At 31.8% G+C, this 15,617-nt stretch carries 20 protein-coding genes; 10 read left to right on the top strand and 10 right to left on the bottom strand.

From position 1 onward, the window contains the following. Positions 1-53: 53 nt before the first annotated feature. The 4 genes from D1815_RS10310 to D1815_RS23625 form a co-directional block, all read right to left on the bottom strand. Positions 54-275, bottom strand: a complete 222-nt coding sequence (locus tag D1815_RS10310; protein ID WP_006989959.1) for a DUF2795 domain-containing protein — start codon at positions 273-275, stop codon at positions 54-56. A gap of 140 nt (positions 276-415) precedes the next feature. Then, positions 416-991 carry a cob(I)yrinic acid a,c-diamide adenosyltransferase gene (locus D1815_RS10305; protein WP_027395499.1) on the bottom strand — a complete coding sequence of 192 codons (576 nt, stop codon included), beginning with the start codon at positions 989-991 and terminating at the stop codon, positions 416-418. After that, a complete protein-coding gene (locus tag D1815_RS23630; RefSeq protein WP_158594437.1) occupies positions 963-1,109 on the bottom strand; it encodes a hypothetical protein in 147 nt (48 codons plus the stop codon). Before D1815_RS23630 ends, D1815_RS10305 begins: the two co-directional genes overlap by 29 nt. Further along, on the bottom strand, positions 1,106-1,270 hold the full coding sequence (locus tag D1815_RS23625) for a hypothetical protein (RefSeq protein WP_155839784.1): 165 nt from the start codon (positions 1,268-1,270) through the stop codon (positions 1,106-1,108). Before D1815_RS23625 ends, D1815_RS23630 begins: the two co-directional genes overlap by 4 nt. A 181-nt stretch (positions 1,271-1,451) precedes the next feature. Between D1815_RS23625 and recR the strand changes: the two genes are divergently transcribed. From recR to D1815_RS10270, 7 genes are all read left to right on the top strand, one after another. After that, on the top strand, positions 1,452-2,072 hold the full coding sequence (gene recR / locus D1815_RS10300) for a recombination mediator RecR (RefSeq protein ID WP_118386833.1): 621 nt from the start codon (positions 1,452-1,454) through the stop codon (positions 2,070-2,072). Between the two features lie 27 nt (positions 2,073-2,099). Then, complete coding sequence (locus D1815_RS10295) at positions 2,100-3,227, top strand: glycosyltransferase family 2 protein (protein ID WP_118386832.1); 1,128 nt, start codon at positions 2,100-2,102, stop codon at positions 3,225-3,227. 90 nt (positions 3,228-3,317) lie between these two features. Continuing rightward, positions 3,318-4,661: a dihydrolipoamide acetyltransferase family protein gene (locus tag D1815_RS10290; RefSeq protein ID WP_027395502.1), complete on the top strand. Its 1,344-nt coding sequence runs from the start codon at positions 3,318-3,320 to the stop codon at positions 4,659-4,661. Positions 4,662-4,899: 238 nt separating this feature from the next. Then, entirely contained in the window at positions 4,900-5,547 is a 648-nt protein-coding gene (locus tag D1815_RS10285) for a hypothetical protein (protein ID WP_147404174.1), read from the top strand. Between the two features lie 26 nt (positions 5,548-5,573). Further along, entirely contained in the window at positions 5,574-6,221 is a 648-nt protein-coding gene (locus D1815_RS10280; RefSeq protein WP_027395504.1) for a hypothetical protein, read from the top strand. A gap of 515 nt (positions 6,222-6,736) precedes the next feature. Beyond that, complete coding sequence (locus D1815_RS10275; RefSeq protein WP_118386831.1) at positions 6,737-7,216, top strand: hypothetical protein; 480 nt, start codon at positions 6,737-6,739, stop codon at positions 7,214-7,216. A gap of 89 nt (positions 7,217-7,305) precedes the next feature. Next, on the top strand, positions 7,306-8,022 hold the full coding sequence (locus D1815_RS10270; protein ID WP_035086678.1) for a metallophosphoesterase: 717 nt from the start codon (positions 7,306-7,308) through the stop codon (positions 8,020-8,022). 92 nt (positions 8,023-8,114) lie between these two features. On the opposite strand, the gene D1815_RS10265 is transcribed toward D1815_RS10270, so the two are convergent. The 5 genes from D1815_RS10265 to D1815_RS10245 all read right to left on the bottom strand — a co-directional run bounded on the left by D1815_RS10265 (position 8,115) and on the right by D1815_RS10245 (position 12,803). Continuing rightward, the gene (locus D1815_RS10265; protein WP_118386830.1) at positions 8,115-8,780 is read right to left on the bottom strand and encodes a hypothetical protein; all 666 of its coding nucleotides are present in this window, start codon (positions 8,778-8,780) and stop codon (positions 8,115-8,117) included. Between the two features lie 77 nt (positions 8,781-8,857). Beyond that, the gene (locus D1815_RS10260) at positions 8,858-10,021 is read right to left on the bottom strand and encodes a metal ABC transporter permease (RefSeq protein WP_027395508.1); all 1,164 of its coding nucleotides are present in this window, start codon (positions 10,019-10,021) and stop codon (positions 8,858-8,860) included. Beyond that, entirely contained in the window at positions 10,014-11,144 is a 1,131-nt protein-coding gene (locus D1815_RS10255; RefSeq protein ID WP_027395509.1) for a metal ABC transporter permease, read from the bottom strand. The genes D1815_RS10260 and D1815_RS10255 overlap by 8 nt, the downstream gene beginning before the upstream one ends. Positions 11,145-11,148: 4 nt before the next feature. Further along, positions 11,149-11,886, bottom strand: coding sequence for a metal ABC transporter ATP-binding protein (locus D1815_RS10250; protein WP_118386829.1), 738 nt, complete (start codon positions 11,884-11,886; stop codon positions 11,149-11,151). After that, positions 11,886-12,803, bottom strand: coding sequence for a metal ABC transporter solute-binding protein, Zn/Mn family (locus D1815_RS10245; RefSeq protein ID WP_118386828.1), 918 nt, complete (start codon positions 12,801-12,803; stop codon positions 11,886-11,888). Before D1815_RS10245 ends, D1815_RS10250 begins: the two co-directional genes overlap by 1 nt. A 165-nt stretch (positions 12,804-12,968) precedes the next feature. On the opposite strand from D1815_RS10245, the gene D1815_RS10240 reads away from it, so the two are divergent. The 3 genes from D1815_RS10240 (at position 12,969) to D1815_RS10230 (ending at position 15,143) form a co-directional block, all read left to right on the top strand. Continuing rightward, positions 12,969-13,652, top strand: coding sequence for a metal-dependent transcriptional regulator (locus D1815_RS10240; protein ID WP_027395512.1), 684 nt, complete (start codon positions 12,969-12,971; stop codon positions 13,650-13,652). 81 nt (positions 13,653-13,733) lie between these two features. Beyond that, on the top strand, positions 13,734-14,513 hold the full coding sequence (locus D1815_RS10235; RefSeq protein WP_118386827.1) for a 3'-5' exonuclease: 780 nt from the start codon (positions 13,734-13,736) through the stop codon (positions 14,511-14,513). Between the two features lie 18 nt (positions 14,514-14,531). Beyond that, positions 14,532-15,143, top strand: a complete 612-nt coding sequence (locus D1815_RS10230) for a fumarylacetoacetate hydrolase family protein (protein WP_027395514.1) — start codon at positions 14,532-14,534, stop codon at positions 15,141-15,143. A gap of 1 nt (position 15,144) precedes the next feature. On the opposite strand, the gene D1815_RS10225 is transcribed toward D1815_RS10230, so the two are convergent. Further along, on the bottom strand, positions 15,145-15,615 hold the full coding sequence (locus D1815_RS10225) for a thioredoxin family protein (protein ID WP_118386826.1): 471 nt from the start codon (positions 15,613-15,615) through the stop codon (positions 15,145-15,147). Between the last annotated feature and the right edge of the window lie 2 nt (positions 15,616-15,617).

The following is a 15,617-nucleotide window of genomic DNA, read 5'->3' as shown; positions in this document are numbered from 1 at the left end:
TTACGCAAAAAAAAAGCCTCTTGCGAGACTTTTAATACTATTTAAATATTTTTTTAATATTCATCCTCATTCCAAAGATAATCTTCGTCAGTTGGATAATCTGGCCATATTTCTTCTATAGAATCATACGAATCCCCTTCATCTTCAATTGATTGTAGGTTTTCCACAACCTCTAGCGGTGCTCCCGTACGAATTGCATAGTCAATTAACTCATCTTTGGTTGCTGGCCAAGGTGCATCACTTAAATAAGATGCTAATTCTAAAGTCCAATACATATGCTTACTGGTTTAATTTTTTTGCAAAAATAATTTTTTAGTTTAAAAAGTCAAGTAAAAAATTAATTATTTCAACAATAATTATAAGAACGTGATTTTTCGGGTATTACCCTTAACTTATTTTTAAGCTTTTTTGAGCACTAAGAATTTTTTTGAGGAATCCATTGTATCTCGTTTGCTTGTAAATCGTAGGACAACTTTCGTGCCAGTACAAATAGATAGTCAGATAGTCGGTTTAAGTACTGTAAAGTTGTTGCTTCAAAAGGGTCTAACTCATATAACGCTGTGGCTAAACGCTCGGCTCTCCTACATACACAGCGTGCAATATGACAGAATGACACTGTTTGGTGTCCTCCTGGTAGTACAAAATGAGTCATTGGAGGTAAAGATTCATTCATACGATCTATTTCAGTTTCTAAAAGTGTTATATCTTCTATAGAAATAGTAGGGATGTTTAATCTTTTTTGTCCGTTTTTTAATGTTGCTTTTTCCGGATCTGTAGCTAAAACGGCTCCTACAGTAAACAATTTGTCCTGAATAGTCACTAATACTGTCTTGCTTAGCTCATCTATTTGCTGATCTCTTATTAAACCGATATGCGAGTTTAATTCATCAACGGTCCCATAGCTGTCAATACGAATATGATGTTTAGGGACTCTGGTACCACCAAATAATGCGGTAGTGCCTTTATCCCCTGTCTTTGTGTATATCTTCATCTCTTTTTTGTTGATTATCTTTTTTATATTTAGAAATATCTTTTTTCGCCTTATTTACATTTAAATAAACAAAGATTCCTCCGATTAATACAGCGGTCCAAAACCAAGGAAATTTCATTTTTTCTTCTTTTTGAAATAATTCTTCCTAAAATCTCTTGTCGAGCGATCATATAATTTCTTTTTATTTCTGCCAGAATTCCATCGCACTACAAAAAACAGTAATGCTATTCCAATAATAACTAAAACTAACTGGGTTTCTTCAGATAGTGCATCAAACATGATTTCTTCTTTTGCAGTAAATGTAATAAATAGCTATGAGTATTTTAGTACTAGAGTTTATCAGTGTTAGTACAGTTTGGTGTTAAGTTGATTGTTAAATATTAAATAAGAACTTAAGTTGTGATCGTATTCCCTTAGAGACAAGTAAACTCAAAGACTATTTTATTACATTTGTATCGCTATGGAATTTTCGTCAAAATTATTGGAAAATGCAGTATATGAAATGTCTCAGTTGCCAGGGATTGGTAAAAGAACTGCGTTACGATTGGTTTTACATCTTTTGAGACAACCGGAGACGCAAACACAGCATTTGGTAAAAGCGTTGGGTACGTTAAGAGAAGATGTGAAGTTTTGTAAAAACTGTCATAGTATTAGTGATGTAGAAATATGCGATATCTGCAGTAATCCTAATAGGATACAAGATATTGTCTGTGTGGTGGAAGATATTAGAGATGTTATGGCGATAGAGAGTACTAACCAGTATAGAGGTTTATATCATGTTTTGGGTGGAAAAATTAGCCCAATGGATGGTGTTGGCCCTCAGGATCTTAAAATCCATACATTGGTAGAAAAAGTAAAATCGGGAGCAGTAAAGGAATTAATTTTTGCTTTAAGTGCTACTATGGAAGGTGATACTACGAATTTTTATATTTATAGACAATTAGAAGGTGTCGATATTAAAATAGCTACTATTGCTAGGGGAATAGGTGTAAATGACGAGTTAGAATATGCCGATGAGGTGACTTTAGGTAGAAGTATTATTAATAGAATTCCTTTTGAAAACGCATTGAAGAGTTCCTAATTTGTTTCATTTTTAAAATTTGATCTTCTGAAATTATCTGTAGTCATCCTTAATTATAATGTTCGTTATTTTTTAGAACTATGCATTTTAAGTGTTCAGAAAGCCGTAACTGATTTAAATGCAGAGATTATTGTTGTTGATAATAATTCTCCTGATGATAGTTGTGCTATGGTTAAAGAACGTTTTCCTAAAATTCTCTTGGTAGAAAACAATGATAATGTTGGGTTTGCAAGGGCTAACAATCAAGGAGTTGATTTAGCAAAAGGTGAATATATCTGTATCCTAAATCCAGACACTGTAGTAGCTGAAGATACGTTTGTAAATATTATTTCGACATCAGAAAAGTTAATACATATGGGCATGTTAGGCCCAAAACTTATTGATGGTACTGGTAATTTTCTTCCAGAAAGTAAGAGAAATGTGCCATCTCCTTTGACTTCTTTTCGAAGATTGTTTGGTGTTAAATTAGGCAAAGTGAAAAATTATTATGCAGATCATATACCTGAAACTGGAATTGCAGCTGTTGATATTTTAGTTGGGGCTTTTGTTCTGGTAAGAAAAAAAGACTATAAGTCAGTAAAAGGTTTTGATGAAGATTATTTTATGTATGGAGAGGATATTGATCTCTCATATAAAATGAAAAAGAAAGGGTTACAAAACTACTATATAGGAACAATTCCTGTAATTCATTATAAAGGAGAAAGTACAGATCGTAACGCAGAATACATAAAACGTTTTTATGGAGCAATGCGATTGTTTTATAGAAAACACTTTAAGAGTAATTGGTTCTTGGACTTCATTGTATCTCTAGGAATACGTTTGACTTCTATAATTCAGTCGTTTAAAAGTTATCATAAAGAAAAGCGTGTGATTGATACTTATTATTTAGTATCGGAGAATCATAGTTTGAAGAAGCGACTTAGTGAGGTGCTGCAAAAAGAAGTGAAGTTTATTTCATTGGAAGCTGTAAAGAATTTGGGATATACTAATAACGAACTTATCTTTGACAACGAGTTACTAAGTTTTGGTGAAATAATAAAAGAAATGCAAATTTTGAGAAAATCAAATATGACTTTTAAGATTAAACCAGTAGGATGTGATTTTATATTAGGAAGTGATTTTAGTGATGGAAAAGGAGAGGTAATTACTTTTTAAAGAAACTTTAGTAAATAAAAATTAATTTAAGAGCTTAACTTTTATTAATTTCGCAAAAAACATAACTAATAAATACCTTTGATTAAGAATATGGCAAAATTTGAGCTTAAACTTCCGAAGATGGGTGAGAGTGTTGCAGAGGCAACAATAACAACTTGGTTAAAAGAAGTTGGAGATACTATCGAAATGGACGATGCAGTATTAGAGATTGCTACGGATAAAGTAGATAGCGAAGTCCCTTGCGAGGTAGAAGGAGTATTGGTTGAAAAGCTTTTTGATGTTGACGATGTAGTAAAAGTTGGTCAAACAATTGCTATTATTGAAACAGAAGGAGAAGTTGCTACAGATGCATCTCCAGAAAAAATTAAAGAAGAAGTTGTAGCTGCACCTGAAACCGCAGCTCAAGTTATAGAAAACGATATTGCTGCAGTAACTGAAACGGTTACTACAAAAGCTGATTTTTCCGAAAGTTCTAAGTTTTATTCTCCATTAGTTAAAAATATAGCTGCGGCAGAAGGAATTTCTGTAGCAGAATTAGAAAATATATCTGGAACTGGAAAAGATGGTAGAGTTACTAAAAATGATATCTTACAGTTTGTAGAAGATAGAAAAGCTGGTAAAACTGCGACTCCTTCAACACCAGTATTAAAAGAACAAAAAAATACTCCTGCAGCACCAGCTAAGAAAATGGATGCTCCCAAAGCTACACCAGTAGTTGCATCGGGAGAAGATGAGATTATAGAAATGACCAGAATGGGGAAATTGATTTCGCATCATATGGTAGATTCTGTACAAACTTCTGCACACGTACAATCGTTTATTGAGGCAGATGTAACTAATATCTGGAACTGGAGAAAGAAGGTGAAAGGTGATTTTATGAAGAGAGAAGGAGAAAACTTAACCTTTACTCCAATCTTTATGGAAGCTGTAGCAAAAGCCATTAGAGATTTTCCAATGATTAATATTTCTGTTTCTGGGGATACGATCATTAAAAAGAAAAATATTAATCTAGGAATGGCAGCTGCCTTGGCAGATGGTAATTTAATTGTTCCAGTAATTAAGAATGCAGATCAGTTAAACTTAGTTGGAATGACCAAAGCTGTGAATGATTTGGCAAACCGAGCGCGTAATAATGCATTAAAACCAGATGATATTCAAGGAGGAACTTATACAGTTACTAACGTAGGAACTTTTGGTAGTATTATGGGAACTCCAATTATTAATCAGCCACAAGTTGCTATTTTAGCGTTAGGAGCTATTCGCAAGGTGCCTGCTGTGATTGAAACACCTGATGGAGACTTTATTGGTATTCGTTATAAAATGTTCTTATCGCATTCTTATGACCATAGAGTTGTAAATGGTGCTCTTGGAGGACAATTTGTGCAACGAGTAAAGGACTATCTCGAAGCATTTGATGTAAATAGAGAGTTTTAAGAAATACTATAATTTATAAATAAAAAAACCGCATATGTATTATGCGGTTTTTTTATTTTATAATATTTAATTACTACCAAGATGTTTTGATTAGAAGACATATAAACGTGTTAGTTCTTGAAATACTCCTATTCCCTATATTCTGATTTTTATACAATAAATGCATATAATAGGGTAACATTTTCCTTCTAAATGATACATATGTTAAACTCTAATAAATATTTAAATTTTAAAATGTATGAGATTCTCAAAAGTAAATTATTTTTTGTGTGTATTGTTAGGAACGATGTTGTTAAGTTGTTCTCCGGAAGATGGAACTGATGGTGTTCCTGGGTTAAGTAATCTTACAATATTAAATGATGAGCCTAGCGGAGCAAATTGTGAAAATGGAGGGGTTAGAATTGAAAATGGCTTAGACTTAAATTCAAATACAATTCTTGAAACTAACGAGGTGTTAACGACAACTTTCTTGTGTGATGGATTTAATAGTGATTATCAAGATGAAACAAGGTTAGTTTTATTTAGTAACGGATCCGGTGCGTCTGGAACTAGTTCTGTAGAAGGAAGGAAAATGGGTGAAATAATAAAATTTGATAAAAAAAATTGGGAAAATGCGTCTTCAATTTATTATGTAGCTTGGATATATTCGGAAAATTCTAATAATAGTTGTTTTGTAGAATTATTTAATGAAACGGATGGGGAGGTTATAGCTAATAGTGTTCTTACTAACAATAGTACCAATTATCCTGGAATATTAATGATCTCAGAAAATATAATTTCTTCTATTCCTGAAAAAGAAATAGATATATCATTAAGATTGCGTTCAGAAAATGAAGGTACGACTGTGTATATGGGTAGAAAGGCTGAATTAGTTATAAAACGTTAATAACACAAACACTTTTTTTGATCACTATGAAAAATATTATAAAATTAAGTTTCTTATTTATATCTGTTTTAATATTAAGTGGTTGCGAACCAGAGGATGGAGAGAATGGTGTTTCGGGATTAAATTCCTTAACAGTGTTTTCTAAGGAAGATTCTGGCTCAAACTGTCAATATGGAGGTATTAAAATAGAGTTAGGTTTAGATGTCAATTCGAATTTTGTTTTAGAAACAAATGAAATAGAAACAACCAAATTTGTTTGTGGGGGAATTGATGATCCAATTTCAAAAGAAACGAGAATTATACTTCATAATAATAATGGTGGAGCTTCCGGTACTTCTGGTAACTATATAAATACGTATCCAGCCATTATAAAATTTGATAAAAGAAATTGGAGTAAATTAAGATCCGTTGTTTATACAGCGAGTATTAAGTCTGACAACAGTAATAATAGTGCAATTGTTGAATTGTATGATGCTACTAATTTTAGAACGATAAGTAATTCCGTTCTTGCTACAAGAAATACTGAATACGAAAATGTGATTTCTAACAATCTTGTTGAATCATTACCGGAGGAGGAAATAAATATTTATTTAAGATTGAGGTCGGAAAATAATACAGGAGACAATGTTTGGATATCTAATAAGTCTGAACTGATTATAAAACAAGAGAATTAATTATCAAAGAACAGTTTTTGTTTAATAAAACAGTTTTGGACTAGATTATTTAGGGTAGAAGATGAGGTGAATAACGAAAACATCTTTACGGTAGAGATGAAAAGTACTCCTTATGAAGATTGCGAATTGGTAGAAAAAATAATTATAGTTATGCTTCAAAATCAGCATAGATTATGAAGGCTTGTGAAATAAAAAATGCGGTTCCTGTACACTTTTCTCGTAAGTATGATGAAGATGAAATAAAAGAGTTGATAGAACAATTTAATAGATCAAAAAAATAAGTTTTTTTGAGATAAGTTTGAGGTCTTAAATAATTTTACCGTCATATCATTATTCTTTTATAGAATTGTGGATAAAGTGTCTAGTGAAGCTTGATTGACAAAAGAAATTTGATATTTCTATATAATTTAATAATAATAGATATACGGTAAGTTTCTTTTTAATATTGTAACAAATAAAATCGTATGACTACTAATAAGGTGGTGTCTAATTTTAAATATTAAAACGCTATACCTATGACTATTGAGGAAGCATCTAAATTTTTTAAGAACTTGGTTACAGAAACTGACGAAACATCAGAAATAAAGGTGTATAAAAAGTTCATTAGTATTTTATCTCAGTTAGAGAGTAGAGGTTTATCTGAAGACCAATTACGTGCTATAGAAAGTAAATTAGATGCATTTGATATAGATATACCAAGAGAAAACAGGAAAAAATACTACAACAAAAGACTTAGTGAGTTTATAACCTATTTAAAAAAGGAATTTTCTTTGATATCCGAAGGGTATTATATGACGATTGGTATGAGTTTAGGTATGAGTCTTGGAATGAGCTTAGGGATGACTTTTGGAGTAGTTTTCTGTGGTTCTAATGGGTTGATCTATGGAATGACTTTTGGAATGACAATAGGTATGTCTTTGGGGTTAGCAATTGGTGCAGCTATGGATGCTAATGCAAAAAAAGAAAACAAAGTGTTAAGTGTCAAATGCAAGTAAAAAAGTATAAAAAATGTCTTTAGATATTTTTAAAAATACTTTTGAGAAGCGTATTAAACTGCATAACTTCGTAGTTAATATCTATAGGTATGGTCAAAAAGATAGCTTATATTACAGATGCTCATATAGATGAAGAATATCCTAAAGGCTTAGGTGTAAATGCCCGAAACAATTGGAAGACAATTTTAGAAGATATTGATTCAAAAAATATTGATGAAGTTATTTATGGTGGTGATATAGGAGAGAAATCATCTAATTCTTGGTTTTTTGATACTTTACAAAAGTATAAAGTATCTATTTCTTTGGGAAATCATGATTACTTTTCCGAGGTAATAGAGTACTACAAAAATGATTTTCTAATAGATTCTAATGAGCTTTTTTATTATAGAGAGGATGATTTTTTTAGGTTTATTTTTTTAGATTCTAGTACCGATGTAGCTAGTGAAAAACAATTAATATGGTTGGAGTCAGCGTTGGTTACTTCAAAAAAAATAGTATTATTTATTCACCATCCTGTTTTACCTATTCCTGCTATTATAGATAAAAAATTCTCTTTAAAAGGAAGAGAGAAGATTCAAACTTTATTAGAAAAAAATCCAAATGAAATTATACTTTTTTCAGGACATTATCATATGGAAGATTATCAAAAGTTTAATAATATAATGCAATATATTACACCAGCAGCATCTTATCAGGTAGAAAAAGATCCGAATGAGATTAAAGTTAATAATAATTCATTTGGATATAGAGTTATTGAGTTACATAAAGATCAATTATTTACTGAGGTAATTACCTTTAAGGTGTAGAATTTTAAACAGATCTTATAAATAGTAGTATGTATTGTTTAGATAATAAGTGGCTATTACTTTTTTAAAAGTATTTGAATTTTAAGTTCGTTCTAAAAAAAACTTGTTCTTTTCCTTTGTTTGGGTTTCTTTGTGATCTCTTCAATAAAAACATCAAAATTTGTAATGGGATAATGCGTTTTTTTATCTTTTTTGGCAAATGGTAATTCTATGTTTTCTCTGGTATACCCTTTTTCTAACATGTTCCGCCAGAACACAGGGGATAGTAAATTATTTTTACTATCGATATCGACTTCTAAAAACTGTATTTTCTTTTCCTTTAGTTTTTTTATTAATGTATCACATCGATTACAACCTTGATCAGTGTAGATAAAGAGTTTGTAATTAGCTACAGTTCGTGATTGTATTTCTTTCGGTTTTTCTTTTTGCCTTCTAGTATTTATATTTTCTAACTTATCATTAACAATAAGGTTATATGTATAAGATGATTCTTTATCTGTTAAGGGAATTAGTATTAACATTTGTACTTTACTTTTAGCTGGAATGTTCTTAAGAATAGGGCGTTGTGCTCTTCTGCGGTAACCAATAGGATCTATTTTAAGAAAAACGCTTTTATCCGAGTTAGTATCATTTTGAACATAGATAACACTACGTTTTTTTTGAACGTCTTCTACTAAATAAACTAATTCTTTTTGGCAAAAAGCCGTTGTGGTTTTTAATAATGTAAAAAGAAAGGAAAAGTAAAAAAGGATCTTCAAAACAAGTTTTAGTTTTTATAAAGATAAGTAATTTACTTTTTTAAAAGTAAAAAACAGCCCACTCCTAGTAATAGATACTAACCTCTAAATAAGAAAAAACGATCTTTCATTTTCTCAATTTCAGAATTCTTATTAGTTATGATATAATCAATAGCTTCAGTAGTGAAATGCTGTCCTTTTTCTGTTAAGGAAACGATATCGTCATTAATTTCGATCATATTATTCTTAAGAGCTAAATCTAATACGGATTTAGATTTTACTTTTTGCCAATTGATATGCTCATTAAGGTGTTTTACATGTCGTTCAGTTTCGTCATCTGCATGATTACCAAGATGCAGTAGAAAAGTTAGTAATGAAACTTCGATACGTTGTTGTCTGTGTCGGTAAATAACAGAGAAATACCCTCTATTTGGAGCAAATAAATATACTACTAGAAATAAAATACCAAGTACACTAGTCATGGAGCCAGAAATAGAAGTGTCTAGCCCGTGAGCGACCCAATATCCAACAATGGCGGAAATAACACCAAAAATACAGGCTAGAAGGATCATTTTTTTTAGATCATTGGTTAATAGATAAGCAGTAGCTGCCGGTGCTATCATAAATGCAATTACCAAAATGGCTCCAACCGCATCAAAAGCTCCTACTGTAGTTATAGATGCTATAGTCATTAAACCATAGTGCATTACGATCGGTGATAGTCCTAAGGCAGCGGCAAGGCCGGCATCAAATGTGCTTACTTTTAACTCTTTGAAAAAAGCAAAAAGCAAACCACAAGTTGTTAAAAGGATAGTTCCGATAATCCATAAAGATTTAGGACCCAGATCTATTGTGTTGATAATAAGTCTATCAAAAGGAGCAAAAGCCAACTCTCCTAGTAATACGGCATCTATATCAAGATGTACATCATTGGCATTTTGTGCGATCATTATAACACCGATACTAAATAAAGCAGGAAAAACCAATCCAATAGCGGTATCTTCTTTCACTAAACCAGTTTTTTGAATAAACTCTACTAAAACTACAGTGAGAACTCCGCTTAGCGCAGCGAGTAAAATTAGTAAAGGAGAAGATAGATCATGTGTGATAAAAAAACCAATTACAATTCCTGGTAAGATAGAATGACTAATTGCATCCGTAATTAGAGCCATTTTCCGTAATACTAAAAATGTACCAGGAATAGCACAAGCAATAGCAACAAGACTAGCAATTAATTGTATTTCAATCTGCGCACTACTCATCGTTTACTTGTGTTAGTTGATTGTATAAGTTCGAAGCAGTTTTGTATCCCGAAGAGGTTAGAGACCACATATTTCCTTCGATTTTTACATAATCTTTGTCTTCTAATTTTTGTAAGGATCGTTTGGTAAATCCCTGAAAGTTATTAAGTATTTTGATTGCGTGTGGATGCGAAATATCTTCGTGATCACGGGCAATATTATACATAAATGAAAGGGTTTTATGAAGTTGCAGATCGTTTCTGTTTTTTCTGAAACGTATTTCTCTAAATAGAAGTCCTCTACCAGGAGAAAATATAAAAGAAACTAATACAAATACCGCTGCAACTAAAACGATCACTGGGCCTGTAGACAGATTATTATGACTAGCACTTATAGCTGTTCCGATAACTCCGGAAAACGCACCAAAGATAGCAGCAAGAATTACCATAATTGATAGACTGTTGGTCCATTGTCTTGCTGCGGCTGCAGGAGCAAGAATCATAGCGCTCATTAAAACTACCCCGACAGTCTGTAAGCCTAGAACAATTGCAATAACAATAAATGTAGTAATTAGTATATCTAAAAACTTAACATTAAAACCTAATGTTTTGGTATAATCACTATCGAATAATGATATTTTAAGTTCTTTCCAGAATAATAATAAGACAACAAGACAAACTCCAGTTACTAAAGACATCATCCAGACATCACTTTCTAATAATGTTGCAGCTTGTCCAAAAAGATAATTCTCCAGTCCTGCTTGATTAGCATTCGGGAGTTTTTGGATATAAGTAAGTAATAACATTCCAAAGCCAAAAAATAAAGAAAGAATTAAACCAAGTGCTGTGTCGGATTTAAGGTGTGTTTTTTTTATAATACCTCTTATCCAGAAACTACCAACCAAACCACTGACTAAGGCACCTAGTAAAAAGGCATTACTGTTTTTTGCTCCGATAATTAAGAAAGCTATAGCTATTCCCGGTAATGCGGCGTGGGAAATTGCATCACCCAAAAGACTTTGTTTTCTTAATACGGCAAAACTTCCTAACATGCCACATATAGCTCCCAAAACAGCAGTTCCTAATGTGATAGTACGCAAGGTGTAATCAGTAAAGACAAGCTGTATGTATTCTAGGATATCCATAGTATTATTGTTGGACGCTTACTTTATAATTTATTCCGTATGTTTTCGTAAGATTATCATCGTTAAAAATGTCTTTCACAGGTCCTGTTGCAATTTTTTTTACATTCAAAAATGTAACCCAATCAAAATATTCAGGAACTGTTTGTAAATCATGATGTACTACAATTACCGTTTTTCCAGCTCTTCTAAGTTCTTTCAGGATATTGATAATTGCTTTTTCAGTAGTAGCATCAACCCCTTGAAAAGGTTCATCCATAAAATAGATAGATGCATTCTGGACTAATGCTCTAGCAAGAAAAATGCGTTGTTGTTGTCCGCCAGAAAGCTGACTAATTTGTCTAGATTTAAATGCAAGCATTCCTACCTTTTCTAAAGCTTCGAGCGCTGACTTTTTTTGTTTTTGCCCTGGTCTTTTAATCCAACCTAAACTTCCATAAGTTCCCATCATCACCACATCAAGTGCTGTTGTGGGGAAATCCCAATCTACACTTCCTTTTTGTGGGACATAAGCAACTAAAGACCGCTGTTTTTTATAAGGCTTTTTATAGATCTTTACACTTCCTGCTATAGGTTTGATGATATCTAACACAGACTTGATTAGTGTAGATTTTCCGGCACCATTGGGTCCCACAATCGCCATTAAAACTCCTTCAGGGATAGCAAGATCAATATCCCATAGCACGGGTTTGTAATTGTATGCAACTGTTAAGTCATCTATTTGTACAGCTATCTTTTCTTTCATTATTTCAATGCATTTACAATGGTGGTTACATTGTATTCAAACATTCCTATATATGTTCCCTCAATAGTTCCAGGGTTTCCTAAAGCATCAGAATATAAAGTACCGCCAATTATTACTTCGTGGTCTTTAGATTTCACTGCAGCTTGTAACGCTTCAATAGTACGTTTTGGTACTGAGGTTTCAACAAAAATAGCTTTTACTTGGTTTTCTATAATAAAAGCAGCTAACTTCTGAACATCTTGTACGCCAGCTTCCGTGGCAGTAGATAGACCTTGTAAACCAACCACATTAAAGGCGTATTCTTTGCCAAAATAACTAAAAGCATCGTGAGCAGTTACCAATATTCTTTTGTCCTTAGGTAAGGTTTCGATGGTAGTTTTTATGTTGCTTTCTAAAACATTTAATTTTTTTAGATATGATTTCCCATTAGTCTCAAAAACTTCAGCGTTTTTAGGATCTAATTCTTTTAGTTTTTCAATAGTAAATAAAGTTACTTGTTTCCAATTATTTACATTAAACCAGATATGAGGGTCGTAATTAGAAGCAAAATAATCAGATCCAATAAGAATGCTTTTGTCCAAAACTTCGCCAACTGCAATAGTTTTTATATTTTGACTCCCCATTTTCTCAAATACTTCTACTAATTTTCCTTCGAGATGCAGTCCATTATAAAAGATAACATCTGCGTTAACTAATTTGGTAACATCACCTTCACTAGCTTTATATAGGTGTGGGTCAACACCAGATCCCATTAACCCTTCGACAGTTATTAAATCTCCCCCAATATTTTTTACTAAATCGGTTATCATAGTAGTCGTTGTAACTACATTTAATTTTTGATTTACTTTCTTTTCTTCTTTTTTACAAGAAAACAAGGTAATTGTTAATGCTAGAAATATTGCGGTTTTTTTGATCATTTTAAATTTTAATTCAATAGTGGTGTTTTAATTTTAGGCTAAAACTATGTTTAAAAAAGATATCCAAAAAAACTTAATGAGAAGAGGCTATAGTTGGATACCTTATAATTGTATTAGGTTTAGTATTTTTGTTTAATTATAATAGCAAAACTAAAAAAGTTAGCCATGACTAACAAATTAAATTTGAATAATTTAACAAAAAGCGAAGAAGATTATTTAAAAGCTCTTTTTCAGTTATTAGTAGAAGATAATTCTGTAAAGGTTGGAAATAATCAATTAGCGGAATATCTTAAAGTGTCTCCAGCTTCTACTAATAATATGATTAAAAAACTGAAAGCAAAGAATTATGTAGTAAGTGAGAAGTATGGGAAATTAGAATTAACAGAAGAGGGCAGAGCTATTGCTGTTAGATTGATTAGAAAACATAGGCTTTGGGAAACTTTTTTATATAATTACTTAAACTTTAGTTGGGATGAGGTCCATGAGGTGGCAGAGCAGTTAGAGCATATAAAATCGTACAAACTGATTGATGAGCTAGATCGGTTTATGGATTTCCCAGAAAAAGATCCACACGGAGAACTAATTCCTACTTCAAAAGGTGAGTATAAAGTAGTTCCGAAAATCACACTATCCTCATTAGAAGAAGGTGCTGTGTGCAAGTTGATTGCTGTAAATGATGGTTCTGTTAATTTTTTGAGATTTGTTTCAGAAATAGGATTAGCGTTAAGTAGTGAAATTAAGGTGCTCGAAGTACGAGAGTTTGATAAGTCTATTCGAATTCAGTTTAACAATAGTATAGAAACAGTAACTAGAAAATTTGCGGATAATGTATTTGTAAAGGTGTTGTGATTTAATAATAAATGTTAAAAAAAACAAGACTATTGCGGATTGTGGCATATACCTATTATCTTTGAGGCACACAATCAATTTATGGAGCTTACGTTAAAAAGACCGATCTGTTTCTTTGATCTGGAAACAACCGGTATAAATATTTCTAAAGATCGAATCGTGGAAATCTCTATTCTTAAAGTTTTTCCGAATGGAAATAAGGAGAGTAAGACTTGGCTTGTTAATCCAGAGATGCCAATTCCGCCAGAAACTACAGAAGTACACGGGATTACAAATGAAAAAGTAGCTAATGAACCAACTTTTAAACAATTAGCAAGTATAGTTAGTGATATGATAAAGGGTTGTGATCTGGGAGGTTTTAATTCTAACAGGTTTGATATTCCTTTATTGGCAGAAGAATTGTTACGTGCTGATGTAGATTTTGATATGAAAAATACAGTAGCAGTAGATGTTCAGACGATTTTTCATAAAATGGAAAAAAGAACCTTGGCTGCGGCTTATAAGTTTTACTGTGATAAAGATTTAGAAGATGCACATTCTGCTGAGGCTGATACCAATGCAACGTATGAAGTCTTAAAAGCACAGTTAGATAGATATCCAGAATTAGAAAATGACACAAAATTTTTAGCAGAGTTTAGTTCTAGAAAGCAATTTGCGGATTTCGCTGGCTTTATTGCTTATGACAAAGAAGGAAGAGAGATATTTTCTTTTGGAAAGCATAAAGGTAAATTAGTCGAAAAAGTAATGGAAAATGAACCAGGTTATTTTGGTTGGTTGCAGAATGCTGATTTTCCTTTATATACCAAAAAAGTGCTTACAGCTGTAAGACTTCGTAAGTTAAATAATAGTCTTAAGCTATAACTGTTATCACCAATTTTTATGAAGATTATTTGTATTGGGCGCAACTATACGGATCATATAGAAGAATTGGAAAATGAAAAACCAACTGATCCAGTGGTTTTTATGAAACCTGACACTTCAATTCTTTTAAAGAAACAGCCTTTTTTTATTCCTGATTTTTCTAATGATATACATCATGAAGTAGAAATTTTAGTAAAAATTAAAAAATTAGGAAAGTATATTGATAAAAAATTTGCTCATAAATATTATGATAAAATTGGACTTGGGATAGATTTTACAGCAAGAGATTTACAAAGTAAGCTTAAGGCAAAGGGATTGCCTTGGGAAAAATCTAAGGCTTTTGATGGCGCGGCTGTAGTAGGGAAATGGATTGATAAAAATGAGTTTTCTGATGTGAATAATATCAATTTCCGCTTGGAAAAAAACGAAGAAATTGTACAGGAAGGAAATACAAAATTAATGTTGTGGAAAATTGATGAGCTTATAGCTTATGTGTCACAATATTTTACCTTGAAAATTGGAGATATTATTTTTACAGGTACGCCGGCGGGCGTAGGAGCGGTAAAAACAAATGATAACCTGAAAGGCTATATCGAAGAAAAGGAATTTTTTTCAATTAAAGTAAAATAGTCTAAAGTGTTGATAACATTTTCTTTGGACTCATATATTCGAAATAACGTTTTCTTACCGTAAAATTTTCGTCTAAAAAAATAATTGCAGGTAAAGAGAAAGTAGTGTCCTTTCTAGATGCTAATAATGCTGGAATTTCGTGGATTGCATTTCTCGAGGTAGTATAATTCTTGTTTGTGAAAATTGAACGGTCAAAATTAATTGTATCTCTGCTCTCTGCATCCATTTTTACGGCATAATAATCCTTAGATATTTTTTCTATAATCTCTGGTTTGGTATATACAACTCGATCCATTTTCTTACAGTAAACACACCAATCTGCATAAAAATTGATAATTACTTTTTTTGGCTTTACGGCAAGAGAATCATCTAATTGCTCAAAAGTGATCCAATTAATGGTTTTGTTTTCTTGAGCTTCTGTTTTTAAGATTATTATCAAGAAAAAGAACAGTATGATTTTTAAAAATTTCATAA

The organism is Aquimarina sp. AD1 (assembly GCF_003443695.1).
GTDB lineage: Bacteria > Bacteroidota > Bacteroidia > Flavobacteriales > Flavobacteriaceae > Aquimarina > Aquimarina latercula.
The sequence above is the reverse complement of the archived record's forward strand: the minus strand, read 5'-3'. Positions and strand labels throughout refer to the sequence as shown.